We start from the raw sequence: 15,301 nt of genomic DNA on the forward strand, positions 1-15,301 counted from the left end.
CTATCACTGACCCCCTCCTACCTCAGCTGGCAGCGGTGCGCCGACCGCTGCGGCCGGTCCCGGCGCCGGCGTCGGGGCCACCGGACCCGGGAGCACCCCCGGGCCGGGCGCCGGCGGCGGTATCGGTACCTGCGCCTGCAGGCCGATGGGCGGCAGCACCGGGTACTCGTCGTAGGCGTTGGGCGGTCCCGGCGGTGTCTGCAGGGTGGATTGGACCGGCTGAATGTCGGGTCCGCCCATCAGTTCGGCCAGCGACTCAGGGGTCATCAGGCCCGCCGTGATCGGGCCGACCTGCTGTCCCTGCATGCCCGGTGCGACGATCCAGCCCGGCTGGGTGTTCTTGTGCGACGTCGGGGTGTCCGGCACCCAGATACCGGGAACGGTCGTGTCCTTGTAGCCGGGCGGCGGCTGCAGCCGCGGCTCGGAGTAGGCGACGTGCTTGGGCAGGATCTCGGTGGTGTTGAACGCGTTAAGCCCGAACGGGAAGTAGTTGAACTTGATCGCGTCCAGCACCGGTGCCAGGTACTGCGCACAGAGTTCTGCGGACTCCTGGTATCCCAACCGGCTGCCGGCCTGCACCGAGCTGCAGATGAACTGCATCGGGTTGGCGAAGCTGGTGATCTCCGGCACATAGACCACCGAGCCGTGTGCGGGGTGGTAGATCTGGGCCACGTTCGCCGCGGCCGTGGGCAGCACGTGCAGCGCGGTTTCCAGCCCGTTCAAGGGTTCCGGTTGCAGCAGCGTGTTGGTCACCGTCGCCAGGTTGTTGACGTCGTGGGTCAGCACCTCGCGGTTCTTGTCCAGGAAGGGGCGCACGGTGGTCAGCAGGCTGTCGAGCTGCCGCAGCGCACTGGCGAGCGCCTGGTCGGAGCTGGCGAGCCGGCCCGTGACGTCGGCCAGATTCTGGTTCAGTGCGACGAACTGCTTGTCGTCCTGGTGCAGTGCGTTGACGAACAACGCCAGACTCTTGACCACGGCGAAGAAGTCACCGCGTCCTTCGTTGAGCGCGGTGAGCGACCGCGACAGGCTGTCCAAGGTGGTGTTGAGCTGCTTGCCCTTACCTTCCAAACCGTTGGCGAAGGAATTGATCACCTCGCCGAACGGGCCGGTCGGCTGCGCCTCGGTCGGACCGAGCTTGGAGATGATGTTGGTGATGCTGTTACGCAGCTCGTCCCACTCCACCGGCACCTGCGTGCGTTCCATCGGGATGACCGCATTGTTGGCCAGCACCGGGCCACCCTTATAGGGCGGCTCTAACTGGATGGCGCGCGACGCCACCAGCGTCGGGTTCAAGATCACCGCGGAGGCGTTGGCCGGAACCTTGTACTGGTTCTCGTAGTGGAAGGTCACTTTCATCTTGTCGCCGGCCGGCTCGATCTTGTCGATGAGACCGACCTTGAGGCCCATGATCTGGACCTTGTCACCGGCATACAGAGCGTTGGCGGCCGAGAAATACGCCACCACTGTGTTGTTGGTCAGCTTCTTGTAGAGCTGCCAACCCACGAATGCGGCAACCAGCGCCAGGATCACGATGAGCGTCCCGATGATGACCGTGGCCCGAGACATCCGTGGCAACCGGATGTTGCGGATGTCAAAGATGGTGCTCAATTCTGGCTACCTCCCGCTGCGCCACTACCGCCCGAACCGCCCGGGTTGATGAACGGTGCCGGCAACTGGTTCCCCGGCCCGGGCGGGGCCGGCGGGCCCGGGGGGAGCCCCGGTGCGAATGTCGATGGTGGTGCTACCGGTCCCGCCGGTCCCAGAGGCTCGGTACGAGCACCCGGTGGGGCGTTGGGCGGCAACGGAACCGGCGTACCCGGGGCACTCGGTGCCGGGTCGCCCGGACGTCCGGCGATCGGGATGCCGGGCGCGTCCTGCACGCCGTTGGGGTTGGGCGGCGACATCTGGACGTCCAGCGGCGCCGGGAAGCCCGGACCACCGAACGGACCGATGGCGGTGCCGGCACACGGCAACGGGTTCGCCGGGCTGGGGATACCGTCGGCTGCCGGCGTGTACGAGCACGGGGAGCCTGGAGGCACCGCCGGTCCCGGGTGCTCCGGGGTCCCTTCCAGCACCAGCGGTCCAGGCGGCGGCGCGCCATTGGGGAACCGGGTGCCATTCGGGTCCGGGAACCGGTAGGCGGGCAGGCCGGCGCTGCGCCAGAAGTCCTCGGGGCTCAGACCGCGCTTCTTGAACGCGGCGTCGATGAACGGCTGGAGGATCTGGCCCGGGACGAGGTTGTGGATGACCACCTTGAAGAACGGTCCGGAGGCGATCGACTCGTTCAGCGACGGCAGGAACCCGCCGACCATCAGCAGGCCGTTGGCCAGGTCCTCTTTGCGTTCCATCAGCAGGTCGCTGACGGTACGCAACTGCTCCAGCACGTGGTTGAGGTTCGGGTTGTCGTTGATGAAGCCCTGCACCTGCGTGGAGAACGCGGCGACATTGCCCAGCAGCGCGTCGATGGCGCGGCCCCGCTCGTTGAAAGCGGCCAGCAGAGTCTTGGCGTTGACCAACAGCCGGTCCACCTGCTGGCTGCGGTCACCGAGCACGCTCGCCACCTGGTTGGCCTGGGCCAGCAGGTGCTTGATCTCCTCGTCGCGCTTGCCGAGGGTGTCGGAGAACTTGGCGACGCCGTCGAGTGCGGGGCTCAGCTGCGGGTACGTCTGGTCGATGGTCTCCGAGAGGACGTGCAGCGACTTCTTGACCGTGTCGATGTCCCAGCCGGTCGCCGCCTTGGTGACGTCCAGGAAGGCGTCGTAGATCTGGTAAGGCGTGGTGCTCTGGCCCAACGGCAGGGTGCCGTTCGGGCGCAGCGGCTGGTTGCCGCGGGCCTCGATCTCGAGGACCTTCTTGCCCAGCAGCGTGTCGGTCCGGATGTTGAGCCGGCTTTCGGTGCCGATGCTCTCGGTGCCGATGGAGAACTTCATCAGGATGTGGTCACCGTCGATGCTGATGGCCTCGACCTTGCCGACGTCCATGCCCGCGATGCGGACCTTGTCACCCTTGCTGATGCCACCGGTGTCGGTGAACTGCCCGAAGTAGCTGGGCTTGGCCATCAACATCGGCACACTGGTGAAGCTCTGGCCCACCCCGATGACGAGCAGCGTCACCAGGATGCCCATCAGTCCGATCTTGAGGCGGTTGGGCGGTTCCAGCGTTCTCATTGCGGCGCGCACCTCCCGGTCGGCTGGTGGAAGAGGCGAACGGTGCGAACCGGTCCACCAGCCTGCAGGCCGTTGATCCGGAGGCTGATGTCGCAGGAGTAGAAGTTCACGAAGTCGCCGTAGGAGCCGATGGCGCGCCCGATCGAGTTCAGCGCGGTGGGCACCTTGTGCAGGAAGTCGTTGAGCTGCTCCCGCTGGTCGATCAGCGGCTGCTGCACCGCGTCGAGGTAGTTGATCGCCTTGTGTAGCAGCGCGCGGTCCTCACCCAGCAGATCGGCCACCGTACCGGCGGCGTTGCTGATGTTCGCCGTCCCGCCGGCCAGGGAATCCCCGTGGTCCTTCAACCCGGTGATGAGCACCTCGAGGTTGTTGACGGTCTGGTCGAAGTCCTTGCGGTGACGAACGGTGGTGTCCAGCACCTTGTTCAGGTTCGTGACCACCTCACCGATCGCCTGGTCCCGCTCGCCCAACTGCGAGGTGACCTGCGCGGTCTGCTGCAGGATGTCGTTGATAGTGCCCCCCTGACCCTGGAACACCGTGATCAACGCCGAGGCGATGGTGTTGACCTTGTCCGGGTTCAGCGCCCGGAAGATCGGCTTGAAGCCGCCGATCAGCGCATCGAGGTCGAGCGCCGGTGTGGTGCGCGACAGCGGGATGAATCCACCCGGCTGCATGACCTTGTCCTGGCCGTCGCCCTCACCGCGCTTGAGCTCGAGGTAGCGGTTGCCGATCAGGTCGAGATAGCGGATCGACGCGGTCGTCGACTGATACAGCGGAATCGAGCGGTCAACGTCGAAGTTGACCCGCACCCGCTTGCCTCCGTCGAGCAATTGGAGGTCCTTGACCTTGCCGATCTCCACCCCGGAAGCGCGCACGAACTGGCCGGCCCGCAACCCGCTGACGTTGCTGAACTCGGCGGAGTAGGAGTTGGTCCGGTCGAAGCGGATCTGACCGAACACGATGATGATCATGATGCTGAACATCAGCAGCACCACAGCGAAGACGCTGAGCTTGACGAGCGTACCGGTGATTTTCATGGGTTGATCGTGTTATCCCCTACCTGACGGCCCCAGACGTACTCGAGCACGTAGGGCGACCCGACCTCCAAGTGGTTATAAGGCGCAAGGCTGTTGCCGGTGTCCATCACCAGTTCCGGCGCCGGCCACAGCTGCCGCGTGATCTGCTGCCAGCATCCGGGGGCGCCGCCCGGTCCGCCGTGGGCGTTCACCCGGGGCAGGTTCTCCGGGTAGGTGTACGGGTTCGGCGCGCCGCCGACCAGTCCGGCCGCCAGGCCACCGACCTGCGAGAGCAGCAGCGGAACCAACGACACCGGGTTCAGCAGTAGGCCGAGGGCGGAAAGGATCTGGGAGTGGCTGTTCAGCGAGTAACCGTTGCCGCCCAGGAACTGGTAGGCCTTCGGCTCGATGTCGTGGTAGTTGTGCAGCGTGCAGTACAGCTCCGGGCTGTAGGTGTCGAGTAGCTGCGCGGTGGGCACCAGGTCGGCGGCGCCGCGGGCCAGGTAGGGGCCGCCGCGCTCGAAGATGTCCGCACCGGTGTTGCCGAATCCGGCCGCCGCCAGCAGCGCCTGGTCCAGGTCCTTCTGCTGCGCGTTGATCGTGCGCGCCGTCGGCACCGAGTTGTTCAGGAAGTCGATCAGGTCCGGCGCGGCGTCGGCGTAGACGTCGCCGAGTGCGGCCAGCTGCTGAATGTCGCGGCGGGCCTGGGGCATCTGCGGGTTGATGTCGTCGAGGATCTGGTTGCCGTTGACGATCGACTGGCCGAACCGGTCACCCAGTCCGGTCAGGGATTGCGCGGCGGCGCTCAGCGTCAGGTTCAGCTTGACCGGGTCAACCTTTTCCGAGATCGAGGTCAAAGTCTGGAACAGAGTGTTGATCTCGGTCGTCACGCCGGAGGCGTTGATCACGCTGTTCGGCCCGAGATGACCTCGCGAGATGATGTTGCCTTTGTCATCTTTGGGCGTGGTCAGCGATATGTACTTGCCGCCGAACACCGTCGTCGCCTTGATCTGCGCGTCGACGTTCTCCGGGACCACCCCATTAGCGCCGAGGAATTCCGGATAGATATCCAGGGAAAATTTTGCGGCCGGCTTGCCGTCGCGGCTGATCTCCTGGATCTTGTCGACCCGACCGATCTGAACCCCGTTGTAGGTGACCTTCGAACCCGGATCCATCACCAGCCCGGCTCGGTCGCTGTACATCGTCAGCTTCGCCTTCTGGGTGAAGTCACCGCGAAACTGTAGGTAGACGACTGAGAGCACAAGTAGCAGAACAAGTACGGCCGAGATGCCGATCAGCTTGTACGGCGGGTTCTTTACCTTGTTGACCTTCCCCGGACTCGTCATGGCGCTACACCGTCAATGCGAAGTTGGGGTTGACGCCGTAGAGCGCCAACGCGGCGGACAGAACAACCACTTGAACCGAGATCAGGGAGAACCGCATGGATCGGCCGACCGCCTCGCCGACCCCGACCGGTCCGCCGCCGGCATTGAACCCGTAGTAGCAGTGGGTCACCATCACGATGCCCGCGATGATGATCGCCTCCAGGAACGACCAGAACACGTCGTCGGGGCGCAGGAAGGTCCGGAAGTAGTGTTCGTAGGTGCCGCTCGACTGCCCGTACAACAGCGTCGTCACGACCTGCGGGGAAAGAAAAGCCATAATCATCGCCAGCGCGTAGAGCGGGATGATCACCACCAGCCCGGCGACCACACGGGTGGAGGTCAAATAGGAAATGGACTTGATCCCCATGACTTCCAGCGCGTCGATTTCCTCGCTGATCCGCATGGCACCCAGCTCGGCGGTGGCACCGGCTCCCACTGTTGCTGCCAGCGAGATTCCGGTCACCACGGGGGCGGCGATTCGCACGTTGATCAGCGCGGAGAAGAACCCCGTGAAGGCCTCGACACCGATGTTGCCCAGCGTGGCAAAGCCCTGGATGGCAATCAGCGAGCTGCCGGACAACGTCACAAAGCCGACGATCGCGGCAGTACCGCCGACGACCGCCATGGCGCCGGTGCCCATCCCGATCTGAGCGATCAGCCGCAGGGTCTCCTTGCGGTAGTAATGAATCGCATGCGGGATCTGCCCCAGGCTGGTCAGGACGAACCACGCGAGCTGGCCGGTCTCGTCCAGCCCCCGGGTCACCGAACCCGCGTACTTGTTGACGTTGGCCGCCGCCCGCGGGAACCGCTGGCGGACTACCGCTGCTGTCGACATCGTTAGTGCCCCGTCCCGAATCGCACACCGATCGTGGTCAAGATGACGTTCACCGCATACAAGGCCACCACGCACAACACCACGGTCTCGTTAACCGCCGTGCCCAGCCCCTTGGAGCCACCGCGCACCGTCAACCCGCGGTAGCAACCGACCAGCCCGGCGATCAACCCGAACGTCGCCGCCTTGACCATCGCGATGATCACCTCCGGCAGACCAGTGATCGTGGTCAGCGTCGCCAGATACGCCCCACCGGACACGTTCTGCAGGTACACCCCGAACAGGTAGCCACCAACCAGTCCCACCGTGATCACCAAAGCGTTGAGCAGCGTCGCGACCACAGTCGCCGCGATCACCCGGGGCACCACCAGCCGATGAATCGGGTCGATGCCGAGCACTTCCATCGCGTCGATCTCTTCACGGACGGTGCGCGCACCCAGATCAGCGCAAATCGCCGTCGAACCGGCACCGGCCACCACCAGCACCGTGGTCAAGGGACCGAGCTGGGTGACCGCCGCAATAGCCGCTCCCGCACCAGAGAGGTCGGCGGCGCCGAACTGCGACAGCAGCACGTTGAGTGTGAAGATCAACAACACCGTCAGCGGGATCGACACCATGATCGTCGGCAACAACGCCACTCGCATGATGAACCAGCACTGCAGGACCAACTCGCCCCACTGAAACGGCCGCCGGAACAAAGCCCGCCCCGTCAGCACGCACATCCGGAAGAACCCGCCGATCAAAGTCAGCGGCGACTCGAATCGATCGCGCAGGAATCCGGCCAGATGCGGCCGAGTGGATGTCGTCACGATTGCCCCTTCACATTGGGGCCGCTCGTGTCGCGGCGCCGCGGCGATTGGTGTCGCACGCCTCCTCCTTGCCCCGACCCTAAGTGTGTGACCAACGGCTCCCTACCCGCAGGTAGTAACGGAGACCACAGGAATGTACCCGATGGTTGCCCAGGTGTGTATAGCAACTCAACAATTGACATTCCGTCAGCACCCAGCAAACATATCGACCCCGTCAACTTTCCTCTTTGATGGCAGATTGTGTTGTGGCAGAGCGATTCTCGGAGGCGTCGCCGCCGCCGTAGCGCAAACGCAGTTCGGTTTTGAGCACCTTCCCGGCGGGGTTGCGCGGCAAGGCGTCCACGATCTCGAGCGCCTTGGGGTGCTTGTACCGGGCGAGCCGCTCGGTCAGGTACTCATCTAGCTCTTCGATCCGGAGGTGGCCTTCCGTTACAGCGGCGACGGCGACCGGAACCTCGCCCCACCGCGCGTCGGCCCGGCCGATCACCGCGACCTCGACGATGCGCTCGTGACTGGCCAGAACGTTCTCCACTTCGGCGCAGTAGATGTTCTCCCCGCCGGAGATGATCATGTCCTTCTTCCGGTCGACCACCCAGACGTAGCCCTCGGCGTCCATCCGGACCAGGTCGCCGGAATGGAACCAGCCGCCGGCGAACGCCTCCGCGGTGGCCTCCGGATTGTTCCAGTAGCCACTCATCAATGTCGGTGCGCGGTAGACGATTTCGCCGACCTCGCCGACCGGCACGTCGTTCATGTTGTCATCGACGACGCGGGCGGCGACCGTCGGGATCACCCGGCCGACCGATCCCCGCTTACGGATGGCGTCGTCGCCGAGCAGCATGCAGGTCACCGGCGACATCTCGGTCTGGCCGAACGCGGCCAGGATCTGGGTGCCCGGAAAAATCTCGGACATCTGACGCAGCAACACATCTGGCGCCGGTGCCGCCCCCCATGACATCACTCGCAACCGCAGGTCGCGCGGCCGTGCCTGCTGCTCGGCGCACACCGCCTGCCACTGCGCGGGAACCAGGAATATGCCGGTGACCTTCTCGGCTTCCAGCACGTCGAGGAGCTGGCCGGGTTCGAACGCGCCGAGCGGATAGATCACGGTCGGCAGACCGAGCAGCATCCCGGACAGCATGTTGCCGATGCCGGCGATGTGGAACAGCGGGACACCGATGAAGCCGACGTCGTGATTGAGGTCGACACCGCTGGTGTACAGCATGGTCATGGTCTGGCCGGTGAGGTTGGCGTGGGTGAGCACCGCGCCCTTGGGCCGTCCGGTGGTTCCCGACGTGTACATGATCAGCGCCGGAGAGTCGTTGGGGATGTCCACCGCAGCGGGCATATCGCCCGCCTCATTCATAAGTTCTTCATAGAAGAGGACGTCGTCGGCGGCGGTGTCTCCCGCGACGACAACCGTATCCAGCAGTGGAGCGATGTTCCGCACACCGATGGCCACCGGCGCGAGGACGGCCTCGGTGACCACCACCCGCGCCCCGCTGTCCTCGACCAGGAAGGCGATCTCGGCGGGGGTGAGCCGGAAGTTCAGCGGCACGGCGATCGCGCCCAGCATGTTGGCGGCCAGCACCGACTCGACAAACTCGGGGCGGTTGAGCATCAACACCATCACCCGGTCGCCGGGGCCGACGCCGCGCCGGTTCAGCGCGCCGGCCAGCGCGGTGACGCGACGCGTGAGGTCCGCCCAGGTCAGCGTGCGGCCCAGGAACCGCAGCGCCGGAGCGTCCGGCTGCATCATCGCGTGCCGCTTGAGCTGGTTCACCCAGTTCTGGCGGCGAGCACGATACGGCTGCTCGAGCGCTTCGGTGTGGGCCTGCATCGGTTGGCCGGCCAATTGGGCGGTCAATATGCCTTCCCTTCACTTGCGCACCGCTTGCGTCAGGCTGATATTTGATAAAACATGTGTTGTCTGGGTCACATTAACAGCCGCTGAGGTCGCTAACAAGCCCTCAGCCACGACTTGAGCCAATACCGCAATGCCGCTGAAAGGGCCTGGCAGGCCACGTGAATGCACCTTTATCGGCTACACCTCGACGGCGCCGGCCGATGCGCCGGGCCCAGCTCTCCGATGAGGTCGCCGGGCACCTGCGGACCGCGATCATGTCGGGGACGCTGCGTCCCGGCACCTTCATCCGTCTCGACGAGACCGCCGCACAGCTCGGTGTGAGCATCACGCCGGTGCGCGAGGCCCTGCTGAAGCTGCGCGGCGAGGGCATGGTGCAGCTGGAGCCGCATCGCGGTCACGTGGTGCTGCCGCTGACCCGGCAGGACATCGACGACATCTTCTGGTTGCAGGCGACCATCGCCCGGGAATTGGCCGTCGCCGCCACCGAGCGCATCACCGAACGGGAGCTGGCGGAGCTCGAGCGCATCAACGACCTGTTGGCGACGGCCGTCGGCCATGGCGACACCGAGGCGATCACCTCGCTGGAGTTCTCCTTCCACCGGGTGTTCAACCAGGCGAGCGGACGGATCAAGCTGTCCTGGTTCCTGCTCAACGCCGCCCGCTACATGCCCGCGCAGCTGTACGCCGCCGATCCGGTGTGGGGTGAGTCCACCGTCGACAACCACCGCCGGTTGATCGCCGCACTGCGCAACCGTGACGCAGTTGCGGTGGTCGAACACACGGTCTGGCAGTTCACCGATGCCGCCCGACGGCTCACCGAAGCGCTGGACCGGACGGGGATCTTCGCCTCGTAGTTGGGTTAGCCGGCCAGTTGCTCGGCGCGCTGCTTGACGTTGGCAGCCAGTTGGTCCAGCACGTTGCCCAACAGCATCTTCACCATGGGCGCGGGTACCGGCATGCTGGGCTCGACGTCGATGTCGACGGTGAGCAGGCTGTTGACGCCGGTGGCCACGACGCTGAAGAGCTGCTCCTGCTTGGCGAACAGGTCCCCCTGCTGCATCACGGTCTGAATCTGGTTCTCACCCGGGTAGTACACCGCGTGGATATAGACGCCTTCGAAACCGTTGACGTTGGTGTCGAGGCGGACCTGGCTGGGGCGGCCGTCGTCGTAGCGCGCGAGGATCCAGGCGCCTTTGACGCCTTCATTCCATTCCGGGTAGCGCTCGATGTCGGAAACGATGCCCATGATGGAGTCTGCGTGGGCGTCGACCTCGACTGTCTTGCTCATAACTGCCATTGGCGAAGCATACGTGCGCCCGCGGGCGCTCAATCAATGACGGCGTTGGACAACAGAGAGCGGATGGCGCCGGGAATCGGGACTGGTCGGCGGCTGCCGCGATCGACATAAACATGCACCCAGTGCCCCAGTGCGGCGATGGGCACAGGCGCGTCGTCGTCGCCCTGATCCGCCTTGAAGACGCCGAGGCGGTACGTGACGCTGCTGCGGCCCAGCCGGGTCACCGCCAGACCCACCGCGAGACGCTCGGGGAACGCCAGCTCGGCGAAATAGCGACAGCCCGATTCCGCGACGATGCCCAGCTCGGGAATGGTGAGCGGGTCGACGCCGGCTTCGGTGGCGATCCAGGCGTTGATCGCGGTGTCGAACAGTTGGTAGTAGACGGCATTGTTGAGGTGGCCGAACATGTCGTTGTCGGCCCAGCGCGTGAGCACCGGCCACAGCACCGGGAAGTCGGCGCTGGTGAGGCCATCCGGGGCGGCTGGCATTGAGCTCATGGTTGTATTCCAACATGATTCAGATCCGCGGCGCGGTGCTGGAGCGTATCGGTGCGCCACGCCCCTATGCGCGGTCGCTGCCCATCAGCATCTCCGATCTCGACCTGCAGGACCCTGGCCCGGGCGAAGTGCTGGTGCGCATCGAGGCGGCGGGGGTGTGCCACTCGGATCTGTCGGTGGTCGACGGCAACCGGGTGCGGCCGGTGCCGATGTTGCTGGGTCACGAAGCGGCCGGCATCGTCGAAGCGCTCGGCGACGACGTGGACGATCTGCGGATCGGTCAGCGGGTGGTGCTGGTGTTCCTGCCCCGGTGCGGCCACTGCCCCGCCTGCGCCACCGACGGCCTGACACCGTGCCAGCCTGGCAGCGCCGCCAACAACGCGGGGACGCTGCTCGGCGGCGGCCTCCGCCTGAGCCGAGACGGCGGCCCTGTGTATCACCATCTCGGTGTCTCGGGGTTCGCGACGCATGCGGTGGTCAATCGGGCCAGTGCTGTTGCCGTGCCCGACGATGTGCCTGCCGACGTGGCCGCGCTGCTCGGGTGTGCGGTGCTGACCGGGGGCGGCGCCGTACTCAATGTCGGCGACCCGCGACCGGGTCAGTCGGTCGCGGTGGTCGGACTCGGCGGCGTGGGGATGGCCGCCGTGATCACCGCGTTGACCTATGCCGGGGTCCGCGTCATCGGCGTCGACCAGGTAGCCGAAAAGCTGCGCGCTGCAGAGGCTTTGGGCGCGCACGAGACGTACACTCCGGAGCAGGCCGAGGGCGTCAAGGCGGATGTGGTGGTGGAAGCCGTCGGCCACCCCCGCGCGCTGGAGACCTCGATCGGGCTGACCGCCCCGGGCGGACGCACCGTCACCGTCGGGCTGCCCCGCCCGGACGCCCGGATCAGTGTGTCGCCGCTGGGTTTTGTCGCCGAGGGCAGGGCGCTGATCGGTAGTTACCTCGGGTCGGCGGTGCCCAGTCGCGACATCCCCCGGTTCGTGGCGCTGTGGCAGTCCGGCCGGTTGCCGGTGGAGTCGCTGGTGTCGTCGACGATCGCGTTGGACGACATCAACGAGGCGATGGACCACCTGGCCGACGGTACCGCGGTGCGCCAGCTGATCAGGTTCTGAAGGCCGCCGACAGCGCTGCGCCCTGCAGGGCGAACAGTCGCTGCGACGCTGCCCAGTCGGGAAGCAGCGAGTCGAATCCGTGACAGGCGCCGGAGAATACGTGCAGTTCCGTCGGCACCCCGGCCTGCCGCAGCCGCTGCGCGTACTCCACCGCCTCGTCCCGGAACGGATCGATCTCGGCGCAGGTGATCAGGGCCGGCGCCAGGCCGGCCAGGTTGTCCCGCCGGGCCGGCGCAGCCGCGGGCGACGGTTCTTGCCCGGCCAGGTAGTGCTGCCACATGAGATCAGCCCCTTCGCCGTCGAAAGCAGGCGTACAACGGAATTCGGTTCGCGACGCGGTGGGCCGGTCGTCGAGCACCGGCTGGTGCAGCAGCTGGAAGACCACCGGCGGCAATTCGCCGTCGGCTGCGCCGTGCGCCAGGCACGCGGCCAGCGCGCCACCGGCGCTGCTGCCTGCCACTGCAATCCGGTCCGGATCGATGCCCAGCTGAGATACATTGCGCGACAGCCATTCCAGCACGCTCCTGGCATCGTCGAGCGCCGCCGGGAAGGGGTGTTCGGGTGCGAGGCGATAGTCCACCGACACCACCGAACACCGGGCACGGCGGGCCAGTTCCAGGCACTGCCGGTGGTCGGTGTCGAGGTTGCCGAGCGCGAAACCGCCTGCGTGGCAATAGACGACGGCCGGCGCCGGCGCCGTACCGCCGTGGTAGACGCGCACCGGCACCTCACCGGCGACCGCCCGGTCGATGCACACCCCGGCGGTGTCCGGGCGCGCTTCGGAGCGACGCTGGTTCATCGACTCCCGGATTAGGGGTATGGCTTCGGCGGTGAACACCGTTCGGTTGACCGCGACGGCACGTAGCGCCGGGTCGAGGCGCTCGCCGAAACTCACCGGATCTGTAGGCATTGCCCACCGTCGACGACGAGTTCGGACCCGGTGATGAACGACGCCTCTTCGGAGACCAGAAACGCTACTGCATCGGCGATTTCGGCGGGCCGGCCCAGCCGGCCGAACATCGCCACCGCGGCCAGTCGCTGCTGGATGGCGTCATCGAGCATCGGGGTGGCGATCGGACCCGGGAAGACCGCGTTGACGCGGATGCCGGCCGGCGCGAGTTCGGCCGCGGCGGTCTGGGTCAGGCCGCGCAGCGCCCACTTCGCCGAGCCATAGGCGCAATGTTGCGGGAACGGCCTGATCGCTCCGGTGCTGCAGATGTTGACGATCGCTGCGCCCTCGGCCACGCGCAGGTGTTCCAGCGCGGCCTGGATACCCAGGAATGCGCCCAGACAGTTGACCCGCCAGGAGTTCTCGAAATCCGCGGCGGTCTCGTCGGCCAATGCGGCGCGGTGCAGCACACCGGCGTTGTTCACCAGCGTGGACAGTCCCCCGAATCGCCGGACAGCGGCGCCGACGGCCGCGTCCCAGTGTTGGGCATCGGTGACGTCCATCGGTATCGCCAGCACACCCAACCCGTCTGTTGCAGCGTCGAGTTCGTCGCCCCGCACGTCGCACGCCGCCACCTGGTAGCCCTTGCCGAGAAGTCTCCGCACAATCGCCCCGCCCTGACCCCCTGCGGCGCCCGTGACCAGTGCCACCTTGGTGCTGCTCACTCGGCCGTCGCCTCGCGTAGGTGTTCCGCGGCGCCTCGGCGCAGCGCATGCGATTCGGAGGCGAGGGTGATCATCTGAAAACCCAACTGCGCCAGCCTCTTCCCGGTCAAGCCGTCGCTGGCATGGATTCCGGTGACCAGTCCGGCGTCGGTGGCGACCCGGTGGATGCGGCCGATGGCCTGCAGAACGCGGTCGTTGCGCGTCGCCCCCGCCACATCGGTGCCCATCGAAATCGCCAGATCGGCCGGTCCTATGTAGATTCCGGTCAGGCCGTCGACCGCGCAGATGTCCTCGATACCGGAAACCGCTGCGGCCGTTTCGATCATGGCGAAGACGGCGGCCCTGGCCCCCAGCGCGGCGGGGTCGTGGCCGAGGCTCGCCCGCAGCGGGCCGAAGCTGCGAACGCCGGCCGGCGGGTAGCGGGTGGCAGCCACTGCCGCGGCGGCCTGCTCGGCCGACTCGATCATCGCGATGATCACCGCGTCCGCCCCGGCATCGAGCACCCGGCCGATGGGAGCCGGGTCTGCATTGGGCAACCGGACCGCGGTGGCGATCGGGACGTGCTCGAGGTGCCGCAGCATGGCAGCCACCGCAGCATCGTCGAGATAGCCGTGCTGGGCGTCGAATCCGACATAGTCGTAGCCGGCGCGGGCGAACTCCTCAGGCCCGATCAGCGTGGGGCCGGTGACCCAACCACCCCAGAGGGGCGTGCGACCGCCCTGCTGCAGGACGCTCATCCGGCGATCGCAATCTTCACGCGTGCGGGGTCGGGGCGACACGCCAACTCGAATGCCGCTTGCACGTCGTCGACGGCGAAGGTGTGGGTCAAGTAGGTGCCGAGCAGGTCGGGATGCTCGGCGGCGAACTTGCCGGCCAGCTCCAGCATCCGCCGCCGGTCCAGTGTCACACCGGATTTCAGCGTCAGGTTATTGCGCAGCAGGGCGCGCATGTCGATGGGGTACGCGTCGTCGTCGGCGACGCCGAAGTAGAACACGGTGCCACCCGGGGCGGCGGCGCCGATGCCGTGCCCCAGGGTGGCCACCTGATGACCGACCGCCTCGATGACCACGTCCGCCCGGTCGCCGGCCGCGAGCTGACTCACCCACCGGTCACTGGTGGCCCGCACCGAGTCGTCGACACCGTAGGTGCCCGAGAGGTTTTCGCGGTCGACGGGGTCGATCCCAGTGACGCGCCGGGCTCCGGCGGCTTTGGCGACGTAGGAGAACAGCAGCCCGATCGATCCCTGTCCGATGATCGCCACGTGCCGGCCGGTGAGCTCCGGAAGTTGCTCGCAGGCATACAGCACGCAGGCCAGTGGCTGTAGACCGACTGCCTGCGCCGGCGTCAGCGCCGCGTCGTAGGGCGCCAGGCCGTCACCGTCGCTGACGACGTATTGCATCAGGCCGTCGAATCCGGAGGCCCACCCGACGACCAGGTCGCCGGGGCGGTGGTCGGGATGGCGGCTGGCGAGGACTTCGCCGGCGACCTCGTGGATCGGAAAGCCGTCCTTCTCCGCGGCACTGCGACCGTCGTCACCGGGAAGGCGTCCCTTGGCGCCACGGAATCCGGGCAGGTCGCTGCCGCACACCCCGGCGGCCTGAAACCGCAGCAGCACCTGACGATCCGCGAGATCCCCGGCCGTCTTGTCCGGTATCGAGGTGCGCTGGAACTCATATGGCGCGACGATCCGGTAGGACCACAC

General features: G+C 66.6%; 15 protein-coding genes. 2 read left to right on the forward strand and 13 right to left on the reverse strand.

The window, feature by feature from the left end; genetic code table 11:
- Positions 1 to 3 precede the first annotated feature (3 nt).
- The 7 genes from QXH22_RS11575 to fadD5 form a co-directional block, all read right to left on the reverse strand.
- On the reverse strand, positions 4 to 1,608 hold the full coding sequence (locus QXH22_RS11575) for a virulence factor Mce family protein (protein WP_306275624.1): 1,605 nt from the start codon (positions 1,606 to 1,608) through the stop codon (positions 4 to 6).
- Positions 1,605 to 3,167, reverse strand: coding sequence for a virulence factor Mce family protein (locus QXH22_RS11580; protein WP_306275625.1), 1,563 nt, complete (start codon positions 3,165 to 3,167; stop codon positions 1,605 to 1,607). Before QXH22_RS11580 ends, QXH22_RS11575 begins: the two co-directional genes overlap by 4 nt.
- A complete protein-coding gene (locus QXH22_RS11585) occupies positions 3,164 to 4,204 on the reverse strand; it encodes a virulence factor Mce family protein (protein ID WP_306243241.1) in 1,041 nt (346 codons plus the stop codon). Before QXH22_RS11585 ends, QXH22_RS11580 begins: the two co-directional genes overlap by 4 nt.
- A complete protein-coding gene (locus tag QXH22_RS11590) occupies positions 4,201 to 5,529 on the reverse strand; it encodes an MCE family protein (protein ID WP_306243243.1) in 1,329 nt (442 codons plus the stop codon). Before QXH22_RS11590 ends, QXH22_RS11585 begins: the two co-directional genes overlap by 4 nt.
- A 4-nt stretch (positions 5,530 to 5,533) precedes the next feature.
- Entirely contained in the window at positions 5,534 to 6,403 is an 870-nt protein-coding gene (locus QXH22_RS11595) for an ABC transporter permease (RefSeq protein ID WP_306243245.1), read from the reverse strand.
- A 2-nt stretch (positions 6,404 to 6,405) separates the two neighbouring features.
- Entirely contained in the window at positions 6,406 to 7,209 is an 804-nt protein-coding gene (locus tag QXH22_RS11600; RefSeq protein WP_306243247.1) for an ABC transporter permease, read from the reverse strand.
- 214 nt (positions 7,210 to 7,423) lie between these two features.
- On the reverse strand, positions 7,424 to 9,076 hold the full coding sequence (gene fadD5, locus QXH22_RS11605; protein WP_306275626.1) for a fatty-acid--CoA ligase FadD5: 1,653 nt from the start codon (positions 9,074 to 9,076) through the stop codon (positions 7,424 to 7,426).
- Positions 9,077 to 9,234: 158 nt separating this feature from the next.
- Here fadD5 and QXH22_RS11610 point away from each other — a divergent pair, with 158 nt between their 5' ends.
- On the forward strand, positions 9,235 to 9,930 hold the full coding sequence (locus QXH22_RS11610; protein WP_371934184.1) for a GntR family transcriptional regulator: 696 nt from the start codon (positions 9,235 to 9,237) through the stop codon (positions 9,928 to 9,930).
- 5 nt (positions 9,931 to 9,935) lie between these two features.
- On the opposite strand, the gene QXH22_RS11615 is transcribed toward QXH22_RS11610, so the two are convergent.
- Both QXH22_RS11615 and QXH22_RS11620 read right to left on the reverse strand, forming a co-directional pair.
- Positions 9,936 to 10,373, reverse strand: a complete 438-nt coding sequence (locus QXH22_RS11615; RefSeq protein WP_306243253.1) for an SRPBCC family protein — start codon at positions 10,371 to 10,373, stop codon at positions 9,936 to 9,938.
- A gap of 29 nt (positions 10,374 to 10,402) precedes the next feature.
- Positions 10,403 to 10,870, reverse strand: coding sequence for a thioesterase family protein (locus QXH22_RS11620; protein ID WP_306275629.1), 468 nt, complete (start codon positions 10,868 to 10,870; stop codon positions 10,403 to 10,405).
- 14 nt (positions 10,871 to 10,884) lie between these two features.
- On the opposite strand from QXH22_RS11620, the gene QXH22_RS11625 reads away from it, so the two are divergent.
- Positions 10,885 to 11,985: an alcohol dehydrogenase catalytic domain-containing protein gene (locus tag QXH22_RS11625; protein ID WP_306275630.1), complete on the forward strand. Its 1,101-nt coding sequence runs from the start codon at positions 10,885 to 10,887 to the stop codon at positions 11,983 to 11,985.
- Here the strand turns inward: QXH22_RS11625 and QXH22_RS11630 are convergent.
- From QXH22_RS11630 to QXH22_RS11645, 4 genes are read right to left on the reverse strand one after another with little or no spacing between them, the layout of a single operon-like run.
- Positions 11,975 to 12,895 (reverse strand): alpha/beta hydrolase, encoded by a 921-nt coding sequence (locus QXH22_RS11630; protein ID WP_306275631.1) that lies wholly within the window; start codon positions 12,893 to 12,895, stop codon positions 11,975 to 11,977. The two genes, QXH22_RS11625 and QXH22_RS11630, sit on opposite strands and share 11 nt — an antisense overlap.
- Positions 12,877 to 13,599 carry an SDR family NAD(P)-dependent oxidoreductase gene (locus QXH22_RS11635; RefSeq protein ID WP_306275632.1) on the reverse strand — a complete coding sequence of 241 codons (723 nt, stop codon included), beginning with the start codon at positions 13,597 to 13,599 and terminating at the stop codon, positions 12,877 to 12,879. Before QXH22_RS11635 ends, QXH22_RS11630 begins: the two co-directional genes overlap by 19 nt.
- Complete coding sequence (locus QXH22_RS11640) at positions 13,596 to 14,336, reverse strand: HpcH/HpaI aldolase/citrate lyase family protein (protein ID WP_306275633.1); 741 nt, start codon at positions 14,334 to 14,336, stop codon at positions 13,596 to 13,598. The genes QXH22_RS11635 and QXH22_RS11640 overlap by 4 nt, the downstream gene beginning before the upstream one ends.
- The gene (locus tag QXH22_RS11645) at positions 14,333 to 15,301 is read right to left on the reverse strand and encodes a zinc-binding dehydrogenase (protein WP_306275634.1); all 969 of its coding nucleotides are present in this window, start codon (positions 15,299 to 15,301) and stop codon (positions 14,333 to 14,335) included. Before QXH22_RS11645 ends, QXH22_RS11640 begins: the two co-directional genes overlap by 4 nt.

The organism is Mycobacterium sp. TY814, from assembly GCF_030755175.1.
Taxonomy (GTDB): Bacteria; Actinomycetota; Actinomycetes; order Mycobacteriales; family Mycobacteriaceae; genus Mycobacterium.